A 20,646-nucleotide genomic window follows, 5' to 3' on the forward strand; every position below is an offset into this window, starting at 1 on the left:
GAAGGTATGATAGGCGAGAAGTTGTTCAGGGCACTGCTCTACGTAATATTTGGATCGCTTACAGTGTTCTTCATTTTCCCGCTTATACCTGTGACTCTCTGGGCTTTCTCGGAAAAGTGGCCGGGCGAGAGCCTTGTCCCCACGGAGTACGGCCTCAAGTGGTTTAAGCTACTTCTGGACAGCGGAGCCCTAATAGGGCCCCTGACGCTCAGCGTGGTCATCGGAGTGATCGTGGTGGCTTTCTCTGCTCTGCTATCTCTCCCAGCCGCGTACGCGGTGGGGACTAAGCAGTTTAAGGGTCGTGAGCTCGTCATATCTCTCCTAATGCTGCCCTTGATCGTCCCGCCTGTGGCGACGGGAGTCGGTCTCCTGGGCTACTTCACGAACATTGGCCTGAAGAGCAACATCTGGGCTGTGGCTTTCGCGCACATGATCGGCGCAACGCCCTACATGTTCAGGAGCCTGGTGGCGAACTTCGAGGCAATTGACCCAGCCCTCGAGGAGGCAGCAAGAGTATTGGGCGCTTCAACGTTCAAGGTGTTCATCCACGTTTACCTCCCTCTCGTGACGCCAGGACTGCTCTCGGGGACCATTTTCGCTTTCTCCTGGAGCATCAACGAGTACCTGTTGACGGCGCTGGTCGGCCTCCCGGACATCATAACTATCCCTGTCCAGATCTTCAGGTACGTGGGCGGCTACTACGTAGCTATCGGACCAGTGAGCGCGCTTTCCATAGTATTGCTTGTTCCCTCGATTGTTTTCCTGATATTGACTGAAAAGTACGTTAGGACTGAGTTTATAGCGGGTGCAGGTATTAAGGGGTGAGCCGGAATGGTTGGAGTGCGATTGGAAAACGTGGAAAAGTACTTGACTGGTGTGAAAATACTCGACAACATCTCCTTCGAGGTTAAAGACAAGGAGTTCTTCACACTGATAGGACCCTCTGGTTGCGGGAAGACTACAACCCTAAGGATAATCGCTGGCCTCCTGAAGCCTGACAAGGGTAACGTTTACTTCGACGGCCGGCTGATGAACGACGTCCCGCCCGAGAAGAGAAACATCACGATGGTTTTCCAGAACTTCGCGCTGATGCCCCACATGACGGTATTCGACAACATAGCTTTCGGGCTTAAGATGCGCGGGTGGAGCCAGGAGGACATCAAGAGGAGAGTTAGAGAGGTCATGGAGCTACTCAGAATCGAGGGGCTCGAGAACAAGAAGCCGCACCAGCTCAGCGGCGGTCAGCAACAGCGCGTGGGAGTGGCTCGAGCTCTCGCCCCCAACCCCGACGTGATACTTTTCGATGAGCCTTTGAGCAACGTAGACGCAGTGCTAAGGGAGCAGCTCCGGTTCGAGATAAGAGACCTGATGAAGAAGCTGGGGATAACAAGCATATACGTCACACACGACCAGGCTGAGGCACTCGTCGTCTCCGACAGGCTAGCCATAATGAGTAAAGGACGGATCATACAGATCGGAACCCCAGACGAGATATACCGCAGGCCGGCTAACACGTTCGTGGCTGGGTTCCTCGGAGTTGTAAACCTGATTAAGGGCAGAGTTGTCAGCCGCACTCCTGAAGGCTACTTCGAGTTCCAGACCAGCGAAGGCGCCAGGCTCCTGGCGCGCGAGTCCCTGATAGCTGTGGGAGGTGAGGGCTTCGCCGTGATAAGGCCAGAGCACATCCAGTTGGAACCATCTGCTCCGAGGCACAACGTCTTTGAAGCAATAATAGTGCGGAAGACGTTCTTGGGCTCAACCGTCGACGTCAGGCTGAGCGTAGCGAACTTAGGAGAGCTCAGGACTTTCGTTAAGACGGGGAGCGCCGAAGCTGAAAAACAAATACTCACCGTTTACATAAACCCGGACGACGTGATCATAGTACCTGAAGCTACAACATAGCTTTACAGTCCTTTTTTACCGAAAAGTTCAACGGCGTATCGAGATCCCTGCTAACCCCGATTCTTTTCTTCCTCTCTACGCAATCATCCGGAAGGACCTTATACGTCTGAACCTGCAACGGGCTTGAGGGTGAGAAAACCGGTTGCTGGTGCATCGATTTGTCGATCATCATGTAGCGTGTCACGCGTCCGGGACCCCTCACCTCCCCGAACTCCGTCTTGATCGAGCGTATGAGCACTGCGCCGGCCTCGCCCTCCGCGTGCGCCACCACGTTTAGCAGCCACTGCCTGTGGATCCCGTAGACGAGTGTGTAGCCAGCCGGGCCTTTCATCGCCTCGGTGAGCCTCCCCCTGCGGTGCCTCGCCCGGCTTGCGGGATCCTCTGGCCCGAAGTACGCCTCTGTCTCGGTGATCACGCCACGCATGGTGACGCCGCCCAAGACACGCACGAGCATTTTCCCGAGCAGCTCCAAGGCCACAGCGTCAGGCCTCCTGGCGTAAAAGGACTGAGGAAGGACCCCGTGCTCTGTCACACTCTTGGCTTTTATAACCACGTTAATATTTCTTCAACGCTCTTCCGGGGTCTAGGCGGCGGATGCTCCGCAGGGTAGCCGACGGCCAGCGCCGCCACAAGGACCTCGTCAGGCGGGATGGTGAGGATCTCGGAGTACCTGGGCCACCGGAGGGTGTTTATCCAGACAGCTCCAAGCCCGAGGGCGTGCAGAGCGAGCCACAGGTAGGTGGTGAATATGGCGCCGTCCAGCAAGTAGGTGGTCGGGCTCACCTCAGGCCTCACCACGACGCACAGAGCTAGAGGGGCTGAGGCGAGCGGCCTCGCGCCAGGCGTTACGCCTGCAAGCTCTTTGAGAATGCGGCGGTCTTTGACTGCAATCACGCGCCAGGGTTGGCGATTCCTAGAGCTCGGAGCGTGCCTTGCGATTTCAACAGCCCTGCGGACTAGGTCCTCCGGTACGTCCCTGTCCTGGAAAACCCTTATACTTCTGCGGGATAGTAGCAGATCCACAGCCACCGCGAAGGCCCCCTTCAGGCTTCACGCAAACCATACTTTTAACCATTCATCACCTTCATTTCACAAAAAACGGTGATTTCATGTAAAACCGTTGCTATCCTTATCAATCTGCCTCGCGGGGTATGTGGCGGTGAAGAGCGTGGGCAAAGCGGCTGTATCCGCAATCCTGATCGCGCTGCTATTAACATACCCCCTGATCCTCGCACCCGTCCAGGCGCAGAGCCCCCAGGCTGACAGAATCCAGAAACTCATCTCGATCTTGGAGAACGAGTCGGCAAGGCTTGAAAAAGTGGTGAAGAGCAGGGTCACCAACGCCACGAAGCAGCAGGAGCTACTGAGCCAGTTGAGTGTCGTTAAGGAGCTGCTAGACAACGCATCCCGCCTAGCCAACGCCGGGAGCTACAACGAGAGCCTAGCCCTGCTGAGGGAGGCTAGGGCTGAGCTCGTCTCGGTCTCAAGGCAACTGGTCCCCGTGATCCTAGGGGAGAGGAAGAAATTCGTCGCCAGGAGCCTAGAGGCCGAGATCCGCGCACTACAGAACCAAATAAAGGCCATGCAGAACGTGGCCTCGAGGATGCAGGAGAAAAGCGTGAACGCATCCCAGGTTCTAGCCCTCCTGAACGAGGCCTCCGGCCTCCTAGACCAAGCCTCCGAGAAGCTGAAAGCCAACGACACTGCTGGAGCAGCGCAGCTGGTCGAGCAGGCCTGGGGCAAGGTTAAGGAGGCAGAGAGGCTAGTCTTCTCGCTTGCCACGCAGCTAAGAGCTAGGTACCTATCTAAAGACCTTGAACACCTCAAAGCCGCCTTTAACGTAACATACGCGAGGCTCAGCAAGGTCGCACCAGAGGTAGCTGAGGAGTTCAGGGCGTGGTTCGAGCAAAAAGTATCGAAGATAGAGGCCCTAGTTTCAGCCGGGAAGAACGCGGAGGCCTTGGCTGAGTTGAGGCGCCTCATGCTCGAGTACAGGGACTACATGGTGCTGCTTACACAGGCCACGCGCCTCGAGAACCTAGCTAGAGCGGCGAAGCAGCTCGCGGGAGTTGTAAGGCCTTGCAACGCAACCCTAGCGAAAGAGCTCGAAGCCTCGGCCAACGCATTACTGGACGCGATAAAGTCGAGGGATATGGCCAAGGTACTCGGCACCTCGCAAAACCTGCGGAGCCTGATGGCTGAAGCCAGGTTCGCGTGCAGAGCAAGGAGAGCTCAGGGTAAGCCTTAAACTTTTTTTTACCAATCTTTTTCGTCTTCCTTCTTCGCCGTGAGGTATTCGAAGCTGTGGCAGTTACCACCGTATCTACCAGATTACTTCCACTCCCTCTTTCAATGCAACGTATGCTAAGTCTCTGTCGCCAGTAAGTATCGGCACCTTCCTCCCGAGGGCTAGAGCTATTACTGTTGAATCCACTATGCTGAGCCTTCTTGACCGAAGACTCTCATCTTCAGCCCTTTCCAGAAGCGCATCACCTCTTACCTTCACTCTTGCCGCCTGCACATACTCCTCCAGAGAAAGGTTCACAACTTTAAAATAGCTTCTAAGGTACGTTAACACTTCAATCGAGCTCTTAAATGCAGGAATCCTCCCCCTCAGCCAGTGTAGCACGTACTCGTAAGCAACTGTGACAGGGAGTAGCCCTTTAACTCGCCCCCAGCGTATCTCTTCGAGAATGTCTCTGGCCCTAGCACCAACCTCATCAAACACCATCGCTAGCAATGCGTAGGTATCTACAATTACCTCTCTAACCTCCTCCGCCAATATTCTTCCTCCTCGGCGTCAAGCTCCCTCTCCGCCTCCTCTGCCGACCCCCTGCCTTTGCCACAACCCCACACTTTGTCCCAAAGGTCAATCGGCTTTAAGACGATCTTCCCCTCTTCAACGGAAACCTCAAGTAACATGCCTTCTTCTACCCCGGCCCTCTCCCTAATATCCTTAGGAAGAACTATAATGCCTTTTCTGTAAACCCTAGTTACAGCCACTGCTTCATACCCCCGTTACCTTTTGAGGAGCCAACATAAAAAGTTTAACCTCAGGTTAAAACGAAATCGCGTGATCTTCCGGAGGACTAGGGTTGACGCTGAGAATCTGGAGCTTAGACAAACCTCTTCCGTTAATTCGATTGCACAGTTTTCAAGCTAGTTTCGAATACTTACCTCTCCCACACCAGGTAGCGTGTGCAGGACTAAAACCCTGGGGGGCGACACGCAGTCATACACCACCCCCTCTAGCCCGAAAACCAGTCACTTAAGTTTTAAACCGCACGACTTATTGTTTTTCCGTGTCTCACCGCACCCTTTATTTCGAGAGCCTTACCGTTGAGGAGACGCTGAGAATTCTCAACACATCCCCTGAGGGGCTCAGCAACGAGGAGGCGGAGAGGAGGCTGGCTGAAGTGGGTCCCAACGAGGTCATGGAAAAGAGGGAGAACCCTGTGCTCGAGTATCTGAAGAGGTACTGGGGGCCTCTCCCGTGGCTCATGGAGGCGACGGCTGTTCTCTCGTACTTGACGGGCAGAGTTCTCGAGGCCTGGATAATGGCCGGGTTGCTCGCGCTTAACGCCACGCTTGGGCACTTCCACGCGAGGTCGAGCAGGAAGGCTGTGGAGGCCCTGAAGAGGAGTCTGAGTATAAGGGTTAGCGTCCTGCGCGATGGCAGGTGGGTTGAGAAGGACGCCAGGGAGCTGGTCCCAGGTGACGTGATCTTTCTACGCCTCGGGAGCATTGTGCCTGCGGACGCTAAGATCATGGAGGGGAACGTTCTAGTGGATCAGTCCGCCCTGACGGGCGAAAGCCTTCCGGTTGAGAAAAGGAAAGGAGACGTGCTCTTCTCGGGCTCGGTCATCAAGCGGGGTGAGGCGAAGTGCGTAGTCGTGAACACTGGAAGCAGGACGTACTTTGGCAGAACAGTAGAGCTGGTGAAGTCCGCCAAGTCGAGGTCGCTCCAGGAGGATACTGTTCTGGCTGTCACCCGCTACATGGTGGCTTTCGGCCTCTTTAGCCTAGCGGTGGCGGGCGCGGTAGGAGTGTTCGAGAAGTGGGGGTTTGTAGACCTTGCAAGCCTGGCTGTGGTGTTCCTCATGTCCTCCGTTCCGGTGGCTCTCCCGGCTGTCCTCACGATCCTTCAAGCGTACGGCGCCTTGGAGCTTTCAAGGCGAGGAGCCTTAGTGACGAGGCTCAGCGCCTCCGAGGATCTCGCCGCGGTGGATGTCGCATGCTTCGACAAGACGGGTACGATCACCCTAAACAAGCTCCGCGTCGTCCGTGTGGATGCACTGGGCATTGAGGAGAGCAGGGTGGTCGAGTACGCTTTGTACGCAACGCGGGAAGAGTCCCTTGACCCCTTGAACCTTGCAGTTATTGAGTATGCTAAAGGCATCGGCTTGGAGAGGGGCAGACTCAAGCTTCTGCGCTTCATCCCGTTTGACCCGTCCCTGAAGAGGAGCGAGGCCTTCGTCGAGGAGGAGGGTCGGGTTCTGCGGATAGCTCTAGGAGAGCCTAGGACTGTTTTTCAGCTGTGCTCGAGAACCGAGAGCGAGGAGAGGTTCCTTGAGGAGAAGCTGGCCGACGCTGCGAAACGGGGGTACAGGACGCTGGCTGTGGCGGTTGGGGAAGAAGGGGGTGAAAGTTTGAGACTGGTCGGCTTAATACACTTGATCGATCCTCCACGGCCTGAGGCTAGGGAGCTGATAAGCGCGCTGAAAAAGCTTGGAGTACGCCCAGTGATGCTGACCGGTGATAACGAAGCTGTCGCGCGTGAAGTAGCGAGGAGCGTAGGCCTCGGTGAGAACGTTGTCTCTGTGCGCAAGCTGGAGAGGGGAGTTGATATTGAAGAGCTCGACGGCCTTGCGGAGGTCTTTCCTGAGGACAAGTTTAACGTTGTCAGGAAGTTCCAGGAGAGGGGCCATGTGGTGGCCGTGACGGGAGATGGGGTCAACGACGCGCCCGCCCTGAGCCAGGCTGAGGTGGGGATCGCTGTTGAGAACGCCACGGATGCGGCGAAAAGCGCCGCGAGCATAGTCCTCGTGAAACCTGGGTTGTCGGTGATCGTAGACGCTGTGAAGATCAGCAGGGTTATCCACGAGAGGGCTGTAACGTGGGTTGTAAACAAGGTTGTTAAAACCGTCCAAGTTATAGGCGTCGTGCTCATAGCCATGGTGTGGCTCAGAAAGATGGCGCTCACGCCGCTCGATATGGCTTTGCTGCTGCTGGCCAACGACTTCCTCACCATGTCTATAGCAACCGACAACCAATACCCGTCTCAGAGGCCCGCAAGGTGGAACCTCCGGGGCGTTATGGTGCTATCTCTTCCCCTTGCAGTATTCTACCTGGTTCCCGCAACCGCTGTGTTGTGGCTATCCTACTTCCGCTTCGGCCTCGACTGGCACGCTTCGCGTAGCCTGCTCCTCCTGGCACTGGTCTACATGAGCCAGTTCAGGATCCTCCAAGTGAGAGAGAGGAGGTTCTTCTGGAGCTCTAAGCCGTGCCGCGAGCTGGCTTTGTCGATGATACTGACCAGCCTGATTTTCACCCTCCTAGCTCTAACGGGGCTCGTGATAGCGAGGCTCACAGTGGAAGAAGCGGCCTACGCGTTCGCGCTCTCCGCTTCTGTGCTTGTTTCCGACCCCTTGAAGGTCAAGCTTGCGAAAAGGCTTTTTTAAACGTCGGGGGGGCGTTGGCCAACTCTTTCCCATAGCACCTTCCTTACGCTGTTCAGTCTAGCCAGCCTGTCCCCGTCGAGTATAGGCGGTGCGTGCTCCCTGAGCGTCCGCAGCACCTCCTCGTGGGCCCAGTGAAGCAGGGACTGCTTCGCCTCCTTTCCTCTCGACGCGACGTCCCAGACTTTGGGCAGGTGTAGCTCCTCCCTGTACCTCGACCTGGTGTGCTTGTGGGCTAGGAAGTTGCCTCTCTTCTCGAGGACCACCTCCCTGATAACCTCTACCACCTCTGCGTCGGGGCTGAAGCCCCGGGCGATCCTATCCGCCAGCATGCAAACCTCGTTGTCCAGTACTAGCTTCTCGAGAGACTGGACGCTCTCGAACTCGAGCATTCCCGGCCCAGACGCGACGTCGAACCCCGCTACAGCCGCTAGGACCGCCGTGTAGGCGGCTTCCGCCCCTGCCTGGTAGTCTACAGCCTTTGAGTCGCTGAGCCCGAGGTAGCCGTGCACTGGGAGCGAGAAGTGCCTAGCCAGGTCCCTGTACGCCAGCGTGACCAGGACGGACTCTGGTGAGGTTATCACCGCTGTGCCGTAGTAGGGGTGGATCAGCGTCGGCGACCCCCCGTAGATGACCGGCGCGCCGGGCGAGACGATCTGGCTGAGCGCGATGCCGCTTAGGACCTCGGCGTGGTGCTGGACCAGCGCGCCGTAGACGGTGACAGGGGATGTGCCGCCAAGCCCGGGCATCGATATGATCTCGGCTGGAACACCGAGCCTTGCTAGGTCTACGAGGTTCCTCGAGGTAACCCTGCTCCAGTTCAGCGGCGGGGTTGGGCACACGTCGAAGATGGCGAATGGCCTAGTGCGGTAGTCCTCCCTCACGGCTTTGAGCATCTCCACCATCAGAGGGAGGTTTTCGACGGTGAAAGCCCCGGTAACGATGGGCTTCGCGGAGTACTTCAGCACGACGTAGAGCCTCTCGGCGTCCTTAACCTCGTTCGGCACCTCTGAGGGCACTAGGGCCGTGCTCTGGGCCTTGAAGCCCTTGAGCGCATCGACGAGTATCACGAGGTCGCGAAGGTCCTTCAGAGTGGGGTTGCGGGGCTCGCTCGCGCCGAAGTCCAGTATCTTGATGGCCGCTGAGCCGGGGTTGAAGACAGTCCTCCCCTCACCCAGCACTGAGACGGGCCTCCCCTCCCTGTCGTAGAGGGGGATCCGTTTCGGCGCCTTCGAGAGAGCCTCCTTGATGCAGCTCTCCGTGAACAGCACGCGGCCGTTTCTGAGCTCGAGGCCGTTTTGCGTGAGAAGCCTCTCCACCCCCTTGTCCTCGAAGAAGACACCGACCTTCTCGAGCAGGCTGAGCGCCTTCGAGTGCAGTTCCTCTACCTCGTCCCGCGAGAGGAGCGTGAGAGCCGGCCTGGGCATGCTACTCAACCCCGAGCATTTTCTTCACGATTCGAACCGCCTCGAAGGCGTCACGGCCCCAGACGTCGGCGCCGATCTCCTTAACCCACTCCTCCGTCACCGGCGCTCCCCCGGCTATCACGATGACCTTGTCGCGCAGACCCCTCCTCTTCAGCTCCTCGATAACGCTCCTCTGCTCGAGCATCGTGGTGGTCATGAGGGCGCTCATACCCACTATCCTGGCGTTGTGCTCGACCACGGCGTCGGCGAACCTCTCCGGGGGCACGTCGACCCCGAGGTCCACTACCTGGAAGCCCTCGGCCTCGAAGACCGCCACTGCGAGGTTCTTGCCCAGCTCGTGGATGTCGCCCCTAACGGTTCCGAAGACCGCTACGGCTTTCACGGGCGCGCCTGACCCCTTGAAGTGGGGCCTTAGAAGATCCATCGCTGCCCTGAAAGCCTCCGCTGACATGACCAGCTCGGGTATGAAGTACTCGCCCCGCTCGTAGAGCTCGCCGACCTTGCGCATCGCGGGCACGAGCACCTCCGTGATGATGCTACGGGGATCCCAGCCCTCGCCGAGTAGTTCCCTCGTCGCTTCGCGCGAAAGCTCTTCGTCTCCATCTACGACGGCTTTGAAGAGCTTTTGCGCCGCCCCGGACTTCTCTCCCGGCATACGGGGCCACAGGAAGCCGTGCTTTAAAAAGGCTAAGCTTTAATGAGCCGCGGTTATCGAAGCTTCCCAACCAGCGTCTCGGCGATGTCTCCCAGTAGCGGGAACTTGTAGAGCTCCCCGCTGTAGGCCTTAACCATGCCGACGATCCACAGGATTACGAAGAGGGCGGAGATGAGCGGGGTTAGGATCCACCTCCCGGGAAAGAACGCCGCGAAGTGGTAGAGTAGGTAGAGGACTATGAAGGTGACTGTTGACTGAGCGGCGTGGAAGCGGACGAAGGAGCTCTTCTGCTCGAGGATGAGTATGATGATTCCGGAGACGAAGAACAGCAGGTAGGAGAGAGCGGCTTCAACCTTCTCGTCGAGCCCAAGCGTCGTGTTCGCCATCGACCTCTCTACTGGGAGCAGATCTTTAAATACTTCACCAACGTGCTTCGATGCCAAAAAAATATTTAGGTAATTAGGTGTAATGCCTATGTTGATTTTCAGCGTGGCTCCCTCAAGGCCATGTTTTTATATGAGTTTTTCGGCGAAAAACATGTGGGAATCGTAGTAGTTAAGAGGGATGGGACTCGCGAGGAGTTCGCCGTCGAGAAAATAGTCGTGAGCTGCCTGAAGGCCGGAGCACCGCTTGAAGTGGCGCGGAAAATAGGAAAAATTGTCGAGGGCGACCTTCTGAGGCGAAAGGTCAGCGAGATCACGACGAAGGAGCTCATGAAGGAGGTACTCACGCTGCTGAAAGAGGAGAACGAGGAATGGTACAGGAACTGGATAGTTTTCGACAAGGCCGTCAAGAGGAGGGCCTCAGATAAGGAGGTTGAGTGAGAGGTCGGCCTGCCCCTCCTTTTCTGCCCCCTGCTGGCCCCCTTAAATCTTCGTCATCCTTGGTCGGCCTCGGGGTTGCCCACACGGGGGCGACGCATCGCCTCTTCGGGCCTGCCCCTCGAGGGGGCTTCCGGGGAGGGGCAACCGGCGACCGCGGCGCCCATTGCGGGCAGCGGCGGCCAACCGCGGGCCAGAGCCTCTAGTTGCTCTGCTTTTTCTGGCTACTTAAGCGGTAGTGCCTCACTAACTTTTCAGCGAGCTCCTCGACCTCGCTTTCCTCTATGAATAGCTTTAGTGCGTGCAACACTGGAACGCTGTCCCTCTCGAAGGCTCTGCCGCAGCCCGTGCACTTCATAACCCTTGTTTCACCTCTCCTCTCTGCCTTCTCGAGCCTGCTCCCGCAGAGGGGGCAGCGCTTCGAGGGCAGCGTCCTCTCGATCGCCAGTACTCCATGGAATCCGAGTGCGTTCTCCAATTTCTTTGCGAAGCTGCGCAGAGTTCTCTGCAGGCCGTTGCCCCTCAAAGACTCGTCGAATGGGACGTCCACGAAGACTATAGCCCTTCTACCCTTAAGCTCCCCCGCTATCTTTGCGACGGCGTTCAGCAATGCGGCCCTGCGGCGCCTGTAAGCCTTCCTCTGCGCGCACCTCGCGGTGGCCCATGCGCCCGGCTTCCTGGACTTAGCCGCGGCTCGTTGCAGCTCCTTTATCCTCCTCCAGTTCACCTTTGGTATCTTGAACCTGCGGATCCTGAAGCCGCCGCTCCGCAGGTCGTACGCGAAGAGGTAGAAGCCGTGGCTGCTGTTTATATCTACGACCGCGATTACTTCCAAGCCCTCGAGCAGCTCCTCCATGCCCAGGCTGTGCGAGCAGTGGAGCACGAGGTTTATCTCTCCCTCTCCCTTGATGGCGACGTACCTCGTCAGCCTCCCTCCAGACTCCCTGCAAGCCTCCTCCTGCATGCGAAGCCACCCTAAGCCGCGCTCAGGCAACGGAATACTGTAGGCTCTCCTGTAAACCCTGACGACCAGCTCATTTCCCCGAAGGTCTGCTCCATGATCCTTCAGCGTCCACGACATCAATGGAAACCTTACGTAGCTCCTCCTCTTCGGCATCCTCAGTGCCGCAATGTCCTCGAAAGCCTTCCTGTAGCTCCAGGGAACCTGCTTCCAAACGTCTTCGAGCTCCTCGCCGTCGAGACCGAGCAGCCTCTGCCAGTAGCGCATCGATGCTCTCGGCTGGTAGACTCTCTCGATGAACTCCCTCAGCTCCTCCGGCAGCTCAGCCCTGAACCTCAGCACCCTGAAGCCTTCAACAGTTACCCTGCTATCACGGGGGTCAGCCACACCACTCCCCCACCCGCTTCTCTTCTTTTCCCCGAGAGTGCAACCGACACTATGCGGCACCAGTTTTCTCGGGGAAGCACCCTGGCCCGTGCCGCTAATGCCGGCTCACCCCTTCACCGGCCAATGCATCGGCGGCGGGCCTCATTCTTCCCTGCACAGAGGGGGTTAATATGTGCTCCGATGTTAACGCTGAAAGTATAACATTGTTACACTTCGCTGAAGGCTGAATGCTTCTTCCGCGCCTACGGCTACGTGTGCAAGGCCAGGATATGCACGCACATCGCCACTTTCATGCTCCATAGGAGACAGCTCCGGCTGCGCGTCGAATAAACCTCGAGGCGGCGTAGCCGCAGGTCAGCTCCTCGGGGGCCGTAACCGAGCAGGGCTAGGAGGCCGCAGGTCCTCCCCGTTGGGTAGATGTACCTCAAGTCGCCGACCACCGCCTCTTTTGCGAGGTCGGCCTGTAGCGGTCTCGTCAGCGGCTCAGCAGCGCTTTGACCCCTCGTCATCCCCTCAGAGACGTCCGAACGGTTTGAGATATCTTTTTCTCTCAGCAGGTCAGGTGGAAAGCCCCCACCACTCTCTCCCCTTTGGAGACAAGCTCGTTGAACGTCTCAACGGCTTTCCCCGTCTTCTCCACGATAACCCTGATGCCGTTTTTTGCGCAGTAGTCGAGAACGCTCCGGTGAACCTTCAGGGCTCCAGCGGACCCGGCGCCGACGACGAGCACGTTAGGCTTGTACTGCTCTAAAGTGCCCTGTATGTCCTCTAGGGACAGTAGGTGGCCCTCCCTCCTCCACCAGTTCTCAACTATTACCCCTTCGTTGCCGAGGATTACGTCTCGATGGTAAACTTTCCCTAGCACTTTGATCCTCCCGAAGGAGTAACCTTCGATCACGGGACTCCCTACCTCTGAACTTGGCTCGCATCTGATAAGTGTTTTCCCCTCTCTCATTTGGAATGCTCGGTCTGCCCAATCCAGCACCGTGACACGATGGGTTTGAATCAGAAGTACATAATCCTTAATTATGCGGGGTAGCTCCTTCCTAATGTATGTTGAGAGAGACAATCTCTGGCGTTTTGCTCGCGTTGGTTCTACTCAGCACACTTGCATTCACCTCCCCTGCCCCGCAGCAGCTGAAGGTGATCGGCTCGGCGTGGGTGCTTGCCCCGGCTGTGTCGCAGACTGATACCGGCTACGTCGGCTCAGCCACGAACATCAGCGTGCTCGTCACCGAGGGCTGGGGTGACGTCTTCGTCTCAACGTACTCGCTGACGCAGGAGGACTTCCAGGGCGCGGCTACAGCAGCCGCGAGAGTGGTGTGCAACGTTCTCGGGCTCAACTTCAGCCAGTACAACTTCTACTTCAAGGTCGCGAGCAACGCAGTGATAATAGGGGGGCCTAGCGCTGGCGTCGCCATGGCCGTGGCGGTCTACTCGGCTCTCACAGGCGAGCCCGTAAACAGGTCTGTGGCTGTTACGGGGATGATCTCCCCTGACGGCACGGTTGGACCGGTTGGTGGCGTCTACGAGAAGGCGCAGGCCATGGCCTCAAGCGGCGTAAAGCTGTTCCTCGTCCCACCGGGGCAGAGCGTGGTCACTACCTATAAGGTTGTGGTCAGGAGGATCGGACCGTTCCAGGTGTACTCGACTCAACCGGTGACTTTGAACCTCACCGACTACGCTATGAGAAACTGGGGTCTTCGCGTAGTCGAAGTCTCAACCATCGAGGAGGCGCTCCACTACTTCTTCAACGCTCCCCTCAAGCCGGCTAGCCAAGCCAAACCGATCGTCACGGACGACGTGAGAGCCAAGGTCAACAGCGTCTGGTCAGCGCTGGAGAAGCTCGCGTCCGACGAGCTGAGCGCGGCGAGGGCGTACGTGAACGCCTCAACCCTCACGTCGTTAACCAAGAGCGCCCTTCTCAGGTACCTGAACGCTTACGCTGGCTCCTACCTCGACGCGGCGAGGAAGCGCAGGGGCGACGCTGGGAGCATACCCCTCCTCACGTCGAGCATAGCGGAGTCGAGGTGGGTTAAACTGGTCGTAGACTACTCGGAGGGGAGGAGCCTAGAGGCTCAAGTCAACAGCATCCGCGACGAGATAGCCACCTACCTCTCACTCGCGGAGAAAGCGGGTGCAAAGGACTTCGCGCAGCTAAACTTCAAGGTTCTAGCCGCCGACCTCGCGATAAGAGCCTCAAGGCTCTACAACGCGTCAGCCTCCCAGTGGTCCTCAGACCCGCAGAGCGCTCTGCAGAGCCTAGCCTATGCCTCCGCGCTACTCGAGGAGGCTAAGCTCTGGCTCGACGGCCTCTCCCAAGATCAATCCACTAGCGCTTTCCAGCAGGCGAGCACGTACCTCTCAATCGCGAGGACGACGTGGCCGTACGTGTACTCGGTACTATCACAGACTGGTTCACCCTCCACCCTCCTCGACTACGCTAGCACGTACTACTCAGCGGCGACGTCGCTCTTCAGCTCAGGCAAGTACTTCCTATCGGCCGTTGCCGCGGCTAGGAGCATTGCCCTAGCTGAGGCGGCGATGCTCGACTTCCAGGAGAGTGCTAGCGGCTCTACGGTCTACGTTGACGTGTCCTCAAGGAGGGCTAGTGAGATCGCGTCGTCAGCCCCGAACCTCCTTGTAAGCATATACTTCTACAACCAGAGCCTAACCGCTACCTCGGACACCGACAAACTAGCCTACTTGAAGCTGTCCTCAGAGCTCGGAAGCTTGACTGTCGAGCTTGCGAAGACATTCAACGCAACCGCCATGCCAACGCCAGGTGTTCAGGAAACCCCGCAACCCCAGCCTACCCCACAGCCCTCTCAGCCCCAGCCCAGAAAGGGCATCTGGGATCGGATAGCGGAGTGGCTCAACGAGCTCTACGTGAGGATCTCTCTGGCCATTGAAGGAGTCGTAAAGTTCTTGAGAAGCCTCATAGGAAAGTAGGCATATCGTCGAGCCGACTGGCCGTGATGCTAGCTTTATAAGCCTCCTTAATTAAATCCCTGTCGTGCTCGGTAAAGCCACCGCATTAGTTCCTTTGTTGCTTTTGCTCGTCGTGTCGCTGGGGGCGCTAGCCCAGAGCCTGCAGGGCTCTGAGGAGCTACTTGTGCTGCCTGGAGGTATAATAGAGGGGAGGATCACGGCGACTTCTCCAGCCGAGGACGTGTTCACGATTACGCTACCGGGGCAGGTCCAATCCCTCAGTGTGGGGAGCTCGCTGGGAGCAGTCCCGCTGTACAACCTTTCCGGCAGCACTCTAGCCATGCTGCTTGAACCCGGAGAAGCGGTGAACGTAACCTTCGTGTCCAGGATCTTGTCAGGCGACCCCGCTACGATAGTTGTCGACTCCTGGAATCAGTCGCTAGTCGTCCGGATCCACAGTAGCTACGTGCTACTGGGAGTAGAGCCCGTGCCGGACCGCATCGAGAGGGAGGGAGAGTACCTTGTCCTGAGATACAGCAGGCTCGGGGAAGACTTCTCGCTGAGCGTTGTCGAACTTCCACCGGAGACGCAGCAACCGCCCTCACCGAGCCCGGGCGCTCCTCAGGCACCCGGTGTATCCGGTAGCTTAAACCCGTTAACCGTAGCCGCAGCCGTTCTGGTGGCTGCTGTAGCTGTGGGGGTTGCGGTCTACCTCGCGAAGAGGGGTAAGAGGGGCGGTGCTGTTCTAACAGAGGATGAGGAAATGATAGTGGAGTTCCTTAGAAGCCGCGGCGGGAAGGCGTACCTCAGCGAGATACGGAGCGCTCTGGGCATGCCTTCAACCACGGCCCTCAGGCGTGTGAGGAGGCTTGAGGAAAAAGGCATTGTGAGAACCACGAGAACCTCCGAAGGGCTACTCGTAGCCTTGGCAAGGTAGGGCTGACAAATAGGTTAATATTCCGACTGTGTAATATTTTCCTTGAAAAAAAGATGTCTCAAGAATCAACTGTGTATATTGGGGAGAAGCCTGCAAGCACATACGTGCTTGAGGTACTCACGCTTCTAAAGAAGGGAGCCAAAAAGCTGACCGTTAAGGCCAGGGGACATAACATATCTAAAGCCGCGGAAGTCACGGAGAGCATTAAGCGGATGACAGGTGATAAGGTATCGTACGGACAGATCAAGCTTTACAGCGAGGAAGTCGGTGAGGAGGCGAAAGAAAAGTCCGTCCCAGTGATCGAGATCGAGATAATTTCTCACCTCTAGCGCTCCTGGACATCGAGCGCCTACCACTCTTCACCCCAGCTTATATGCTCGAAAATCCTACCCACTGCGTGCTCTCCGCTGGGCAAAACATATATAGAACTGTATTGTTACATTACACATGGAAAGCGATGAGTTCAAGGGCCTGATCGAGGAGGTAAGGAAGCTGTGGGAAGAAACCTCCTCCAAGCTCGAGGAAATCAGCAAGCGTTTGGCGAACATCGAGTCAAGCATGGAGGGAGAGGTTTCGGATGCGCAAGCGCTAGAGCTTCTCGCCGAGGCGAGGAGACTCTCCGCGGAGCTGATGGAGCTGAAGCACAGGTTTAAGGCTAGGATTAGGGAGCTTCTAGTGCAGCGTGCCTCGCTGTTGGGCTCGGGTAGCCCGTTTTACTCTGACCTGAAGGAGTACATGGAAGATATCGCCGACGAGCTCGAGGAGAGGGTTGAGGAGGTTGAGGATAGGCTTGATACTCTGATAGAGGATATAAAGGAGGCTATCAGGGATAGGAGGTCGCGCAGAGGTTTCCCCGTGGTCGCGATCTCCGGTCCAGGTGGCCCGACCGTCATAAAGGGGAGCATGCGTGCACTTGAGAAAGCCCTAGAGGAGGTGGACAGGATAATCAAGGAGACTCTGTCTGGCCCGTGGCTGCGGACTCCATCTACCATAATCTCTTCGGTCAGGTTACCGCAGGCTGATTTGAATGTCATCGATCTCCTCGTCGAGGCGGGGATCTTTAAGAGCAGGAACGAGGGTATCGCCTTCTTCGTGCACAAGGGTATCGAGGCCAGCAGGGACTGGCTTGAGAGGATTCGCGGGAAGCTTGACGAGATCAAGAGGCTGCAGGAGGAGGCACGCAGGGAGCTTGAAAGCATCATGGGCGAGCAACGGGAGGGCGACGGGGAAGGGCGGAAATAACTTATAAACCTGGGCTCTTTCTTTACCCTGGTTGGTGAATGTCAACCGAGGCTGAGGAGAGTTCTTACATCGTGGCCAGGCTGCTTAACGGCTTAAAGGAGGTTTACACCTTCAAGGAGCTCGAGGAGCTGCTCGGAATTCCGTCGCAGGTCCTGTGGAGGTACACCAGCTACTCGCACTTCCCCGAGAGGCAGACCGCGAAGAAGATACTCGAAGCGATACGCGAGAAAAGGCTCGTGGAGAAAGCCCTGAAGGAGTGCCTGACGCGCCAGAACGAGATAGTAGAGGAGTGGAGGCTACTGTTCAACCCCAGGGTGCTGAACCTCATCGGATACGTGGTCTGGAAGCTGTTCTCGGGACTGGAGGTGGACACCATCCTGACTTACCCGGAGCGCAACGCCGGTTTAGCGGTTGTTGTCGCGGAGTGGCTCCTCGCAGACGTCGCCGTTGCCTCCGAGAGAGCTTACGGAAACTGGGGGAAGCTCCTCACAGCGTCCTACACGTCAGGAGAGAGAGGCGAGATTATTTACCTGCACGTTCCCAGGGATAGCATCGAGAAGGAAAGCAGAGTACTCGTCGTCAAGAGCATCGTGAATGATTTCCAGTCCCTCTCAGCGCTCGCGTCGCTAGTGGAGCAAGCGAAGGCTCACATTGTCGGGGCCGTCGCTGTTGTAGCACTATCGAGCAGGTGGGCAGAGACCGCTGAGCGGCTTGGGGTAAAGAATGCGAGAGCCTTGATTGTGCGTGAAAATGGAGGCTTCCGAGTAACAATATGACTCGCTACGGCGCTAACTGCCTTCACTACTGCACCAGCTATCCCTTACAGAGTTCTAAAAACCTAAATCCTGTTAGGGGACGCAAGAAATGAAACCTATCTTCCTCGCTAAGAAGGTTAGAAAGGAAAACAGCATTATAGGTGATGGGCACTTTGTGGCATCCTTCCTTGACTTTAGGGGCGGAATACATTACGTTAACGAAACCTCGTTCAAGATACTCAGCCTGTGTGACGGTGAAAAAACCGTCAAGGAAATCCTGGAAACTATTGAGGGAGAGTACCTACTAAAGCACTCCGAGAGCATCGCAGGTGTGTATAATGTACTCTTGGAGGGGCTGAGAAGAGGTTTCCTAACAAATGACGGCAAGCGCTTCAAAGGCTTTAAACCGGAGATCGAGGGGGACCTCCACGTGAAACACTATTAAACTACCTGTACGCTCCAGCCCAGGTTCTGTTCGAGATAACCTACCGGTGCAACCTCGAGTGCTTGCACCGTTATGTAGCCCGTGACTCGAGAAATGAGCTCTCGCTTGAAGAGATACTGGAGTTGGCCGATCAGCTTATCGAGATGCCGGTTCTTCAGGTGTCGGTGGGTGGCGGTGAGCCCTTACTCAGGTTCGAGGAGCTCATAGAGCTAGTGAAAAAACTGACCTCCCGCAGGATCGATGTGATTGTGGCGACAAATGGTACTCTGCTCGAGAGGAAAAGGCGTTAGAGCTCAAGAAGGCCGGTCTCCTAACACTACAGTTTAGCCTAGACGGGATAGGTAAGGTGCATGATTCGATACGAGGGATTACAGGAAGCTTTGAGAGAGTAGTGGAGGCCATAAAGCTGACGAAGGAGCTGGGTTTTAAAGTACTTATTAAAACAGTTGCCCAAAGGGATAACCTAGGGCAACTCTACGATCTTTTCAGGCTGGTGAGCGAGCTCGGCGTAGACGGGTGGAGTGTCAATAGAGCGATCCCGAGCGGGAGAGCTAAGGCGAATTTCCAAAGGGTATACGTTAGTTTCGAGGAGTTCAACAGGGCAGTACAACCAATCAGGGAGTTTGCCCGGAGAGCCATCGGGATCTTAAGCATCTCCCTGGAGGATTACCCGAGGCCCTTCGAAGAGGTGCCACTCACAGGTGATTACGCGATATGTCCTGCAGGAACAACCTCCATACACATAAGCCCTGACGGAAGCGTAAAGCCGTGCTCGTACTTCCCTGATAGCTACATTTGTGGTAATGTAAGAATGAAGCCTCTCATCGATATATGGAATAACTCCCCCATTTTAAAGACTATGAGGAGGCTGCGTCGTAGCGACCTCTTAGAGCCCTGCAGGACTTGTAAGCTCCCTTGCAATGGTCGATGCAGGGGTGCTGCAGCGTCTTTTTACGGCGACGTCAGAGCCCCAGACCCCCTCTGCCCCAGGGTGGAGCCTCTTCTTGGAGTGTAAAAAGCAGTACTTAATAGGGAGGCGTGAATCACGGTTTAGTGACCCCAACGCGAACGTGCTGAAAGTGTACACTCAGGATGGACGAATAACACAAGTAGAAGCATATCTTTCAGAGCTGAGAGCAATGATATGGATCAAGAAAAATTTGGAGACATAATTATAATTACTGAAGTATCACGAGAAAGCAGTGTAAGCTGGGAATTCATGAGGCGTATTGTGCAATAGCTGCTTTTTTGAAGGCAGGCATCTTGCGTGTAGTAAGACGTAAGAGAATTTGCCCTCCAAGTAGAAAAATTACAAATAAGGTTTTGAATCTCTGCGGGTATAGCTTTGCTTGAGAGTATGAACTGGGCTGTTTAGGGTGAGATTGTGGCTGATGATGCAACGGTGCTTGCCGAAAATTTGGTAAAGGAGTACGAGAGCTATGAGATCTCGGCTTTGTTCCAATGACGGATTTCGGGTTGTACGCCTTGTTCACCTTCTTTGGGGAAAGGGTAGGGAAGTATGAAAAAAGAGTTGTAAAAGCTCTCGATGGAGTCTCATTCGTCGCCCATAGCGGCGAGATTGTGGGCGTTCTGGGTCCTAATGGTTCTGGAAAGACGACGCTACTGAAGGTGCTGGCTGGGCTAACTATACCCACGAGCGGTAAAGCAGTGGTTGCTGGCCTGGATGTGGTGAGAGACCACGAAAAGCTACCACGAGTGGTCACATATGTCCCGGGGCTTGCTGCCATAAGCCTCTTCACTAGACCCGAAATGACGGTCGAGTGGAATCTCAAGCGTTTTGCAGATCTGGCTGGTCTGACGCCTGATGCCGTGAGAGAAGCTTTAGAGCGCGTTGAGCTTCTAGAGGATGCTAGCAGGAGGGTTGGGGAGTTATCGACCGGGAAGCTTGCCCGCCTGGCTATCGCCTTTGGACTCATTAAGGAGTCTCAGGTCTATCTAATGGATGAGCCCTTCTCCGGGGTCTCACCGGAAGTAAAAAACAGGTTGTTAAGGATGCTTAAAGAGTTAGTGAATGAGGGAGCCACGATCCTTTATGCTACGCATATTCTGAGCGAGGCTGAGCAGGTTTGCGACAGGGTGCTCATCCTTCACAATGGGAGAGTCATCGCGGACGCTACTCCAAGCATTTTGAAAAGAGAGCTTGAGCTATTCGAGACGGTGGAGCTTGAGGTTAAAGTTGTTGAAGACCCTTACAGTCTCGTGGCATCTTTAGGCGAGAAGGCTGAGAGGCTTCTCAAGAGTGAAGTTGAAGAAGACGTGCTAAAAATGAGCGTGGTCACGTCTGATAGCAGGGAATTCATACAGCACGCAATTAACCGCGTGCTAGCTGGAAACAACAAGTTGCTGTACGTGAGGGTCCGTGAGCCTACTCTCGAGGACGCTTACCTTTCTCTTCTCAGCAAGTACGCTACACCGGCTCTCTTTGAGCATAAAGTTAAAACTTGCTATGTTTTCACAGCGGGTGGCTAGAGCCGTGAAAACGGG

Annotated in this window: 22 protein-coding genes and 1 pseudogene; 13 read left to right on the top strand and 10 right to left on the bottom strand. The window is 56.2% G+C overall.

Annotated features, from left to right (window positions below; translation table 11 throughout):
• Together MOV14_RS02520 and MOV14_RS02525 are read left to right on the top strand one after the other, a co-directional pair.
• The coding region (locus MOV14_RS02520; protein ID WP_318537661.1) for an ABC transporter permease at positions 1 to 825 on the top strand (825 nt) is incomplete at its 5' end.
• A 6-nt stretch (positions 826 to 831) separates the two neighbouring features.
• Positions 832 to 1,902 carry an ABC transporter ATP-binding protein gene (locus MOV14_RS02525; RefSeq protein WP_318537662.1) on the top strand — a complete coding sequence of 357 codons (1,071 nt, stop codon included), beginning with the start codon at positions 832 to 834 and terminating at the stop codon, positions 1,900 to 1,902.
• Here the strand turns inward: MOV14_RS02525 and MOV14_RS02530 are convergent.
• Both MOV14_RS02530 and MOV14_RS02535 read right to left on the bottom strand, forming a co-directional pair.
• Positions 1,892 to 2,434: a DNA-3-methyladenine glycosylase gene (locus MOV14_RS02530; RefSeq protein WP_318537663.1), complete on the bottom strand. Its 543-nt coding sequence runs from the start codon at positions 2,432 to 2,434 to the stop codon at positions 1,892 to 1,894. The two genes, MOV14_RS02525 and MOV14_RS02530, sit on opposite strands and share 11 nt — an antisense overlap.
• Before the next feature lie 11 nt (positions 2,435 to 2,445).
• Positions 2,446 to 2,931 carry a nitroreductase family protein gene (locus tag MOV14_RS02535; protein WP_318537664.1) on the bottom strand — a complete coding sequence of 162 codons (486 nt, stop codon included), beginning with the start codon at positions 2,929 to 2,931 and terminating at the stop codon, positions 2,446 to 2,448.
• Between the two features lie 139 nt (positions 2,932 to 3,070).
• Between MOV14_RS02535 and MOV14_RS02540 the strand changes: the two genes are divergently transcribed.
• Complete coding sequence (locus MOV14_RS02540) at positions 3,071 to 4,150, top strand: hypothetical protein (protein WP_318537665.1); 1,080 nt, start codon at positions 3,071 to 3,073, stop codon at positions 4,148 to 4,150.
• A 75-nt stretch (positions 4,151 to 4,225) separates the two neighbouring features.
• Here the strand turns inward: MOV14_RS02540 and MOV14_RS02545 are convergent, their stop codons facing one another.
• Entirely contained in the window at positions 4,226 to 4,684 is a 459-nt protein-coding gene (locus MOV14_RS02545) for a type II toxin-antitoxin system VapC family toxin (protein WP_318537666.1), read from the bottom strand.
• Positions 4,660 to 4,905 carry an AbrB/MazE/SpoVT family DNA-binding domain-containing protein gene (locus tag MOV14_RS02550; RefSeq protein ID WP_318537667.1) on the bottom strand — a complete coding sequence of 82 codons (246 nt, stop codon included), beginning with the start codon at positions 4,903 to 4,905 and terminating at the stop codon, positions 4,660 to 4,662. Before MOV14_RS02550 ends, MOV14_RS02545 begins: the two co-directional genes overlap by 25 nt.
• Before the next feature lie 299 nt (positions 4,906 to 5,204).
• Here MOV14_RS02550 and MOV14_RS02555 point away from each other — a divergent pair, with 299 nt between their 5' ends.
• Positions 5,205 to 7,583, top strand: coding sequence for a plasma-membrane proton-efflux P-type ATPase (locus tag MOV14_RS02555; RefSeq protein WP_318537668.1), 2,379 nt, complete (start codon positions 5,205 to 5,207; stop codon positions 7,581 to 7,583).
• On the opposite strand, the gene MOV14_RS02560 is transcribed toward MOV14_RS02555, so the two are convergent.
• Genes MOV14_RS02560 through MOV14_RS02570 form a run of 3 tightly spaced genes read right to left on the bottom strand, consistent with a single transcriptional unit; the run spans position 7,580 to position 10,048 of the window.
• A complete protein-coding gene (locus MOV14_RS02560; protein ID WP_318537669.1) occupies positions 7,580 to 9,007 on the bottom strand; it encodes a trimethylamine methyltransferase family protein in 1,428 nt (475 codons plus the stop codon). The two genes, MOV14_RS02555 and MOV14_RS02560, sit on opposite strands and share 4 nt — an antisense overlap.
• Position 9,008: 1 nt before the next feature.
• Positions 9,009 to 9,662, bottom strand: a complete 654-nt coding sequence (locus tag MOV14_RS02565) for a corrinoid protein (RefSeq protein ID WP_318537670.1) — start codon at positions 9,660 to 9,662, stop codon at positions 9,009 to 9,011.
• Between the two features lie 53 nt (positions 9,663 to 9,715).
• On the bottom strand, positions 9,716 to 10,048 hold the full coding sequence (locus MOV14_RS02570) for a DUF4870 domain-containing protein (RefSeq protein ID WP_318537671.1): 333 nt from the start codon (positions 10,046 to 10,048) through the stop codon (positions 9,716 to 9,718).
• Positions 10,049 to 10,201: 153 nt separating this feature from the next.
• Between MOV14_RS02570 and MOV14_RS02575 the strand changes: the two genes are divergently transcribed.
• A complete protein-coding gene (locus tag MOV14_RS02575) occupies positions 10,202 to 10,486 on the top strand; it encodes an ATP cone domain-containing protein (RefSeq protein WP_318537672.1) in 285 nt (94 codons plus the stop codon).
• 199 nt (positions 10,487 to 10,685) lie between these two features.
• On the opposite strand, the gene MOV14_RS02580 is transcribed toward MOV14_RS02575, so the two are convergent.
• From MOV14_RS02580 to MOV14_RS02590, 3 genes are all read right to left on the bottom strand, one after another.
• Positions 10,686 to 11,831, bottom strand: a complete 1,146-nt coding sequence (locus MOV14_RS02580) for a transposase (protein ID WP_318537673.1) — start codon at positions 11,829 to 11,831, stop codon at positions 10,686 to 10,688.
• A gap of 248 nt (positions 11,832 to 12,079) precedes the next feature.
• Entirely contained in the window at positions 12,080 to 12,340 is a 261-nt protein-coding gene (locus tag MOV14_RS02585) for a hypothetical protein (protein WP_318537674.1), read from the bottom strand.
• Between the two features lie 41 nt (positions 12,341 to 12,381).
• Positions 12,382 to 12,729, bottom strand: coding sequence for an Mth938-like domain-containing protein (locus MOV14_RS02590; protein ID WP_318537675.1), 348 nt, complete (start codon positions 12,727 to 12,729; stop codon positions 12,382 to 12,384).
• Positions 12,730 to 12,884: 155 nt separating this feature from the next.
• Between MOV14_RS02590 and MOV14_RS02595 the strand changes: the two genes are divergently transcribed.
• The 8 genes and pseudogenes from MOV14_RS02595 to MOV14_RS02635 all read left to right on the top strand — a co-directional run bounded on the left by MOV14_RS02595 (position 12,885) and on the right by MOV14_RS02635 (position 20,631).
• Positions 12,885 to 14,783, top strand: coding sequence for a S16 family serine protease (locus MOV14_RS02595; protein WP_318537676.1), 1,899 nt, complete (start codon positions 12,885 to 12,887; stop codon positions 14,781 to 14,783).
• Between the two features lie 64 nt (positions 14,784 to 14,847).
• Complete coding sequence (locus MOV14_RS02600) at positions 14,848 to 15,699, top strand: helix-turn-helix transcriptional regulator (protein WP_318537677.1); 852 nt, start codon at positions 14,848 to 14,850, stop codon at positions 15,697 to 15,699.
• Positions 15,700 to 15,752: 53 nt separating this feature from the next.
• The gene (locus MOV14_RS02605) at positions 15,753 to 16,028 is read left to right on the top strand and encodes a DNA-binding protein (RefSeq protein ID WP_318537678.1); all 276 of its coding nucleotides are present in this window, start codon (positions 15,753 to 15,755) and stop codon (positions 16,026 to 16,028) included.
• A gap of 118 nt (positions 16,029 to 16,146) precedes the next feature.
• Complete coding sequence (locus MOV14_RS02610; protein WP_318537679.1) at positions 16,147 to 16,941, top strand: hypothetical protein; 795 nt, start codon at positions 16,147 to 16,149, stop codon at positions 16,939 to 16,941.
• A 38-nt stretch (positions 16,942 to 16,979) separates the two neighbouring features.
• A complete protein-coding gene (locus tag MOV14_RS02615) occupies positions 16,980 to 17,717 on the top strand; it encodes a hypothetical protein (protein ID WP_318537680.1) in 738 nt (245 codons plus the stop codon).
• Between the two features lie 88 nt (positions 17,718 to 17,805).
• A complete protein-coding gene (locus MOV14_RS02620; RefSeq protein ID WP_318537681.1) occupies positions 17,806 to 18,141 on the top strand; it encodes a PqqD family protein in 336 nt (111 codons plus the stop codon).
• Between the two features lie 58 nt (positions 18,142 to 18,199).
• Positions 18,200 to 19,153: pseudogene (locus tag MOV14_RS10005) on the top strand (radical SAM protein); the annotation flags it as partial.
• Positions 19,154 to 19,626: 473 nt separating this feature from the next.
• Complete coding sequence (locus MOV14_RS02635; protein ID WP_318537684.1) at positions 19,627 to 20,631, top strand: ABC transporter ATP-binding protein; 1,005 nt, start codon at positions 19,627 to 19,629, stop codon at positions 20,629 to 20,631.
• The last annotated feature ends 15 nt before the right edge of the window (positions 20,632 to 20,646 follow it).

The organism is Infirmifilum sp. NZ (assembly GCF_022693705.1).
GTDB lineage: Archaea > Thermoproteota > Thermoprotei > Thermofilales > Thermofilaceae > Thermofilum.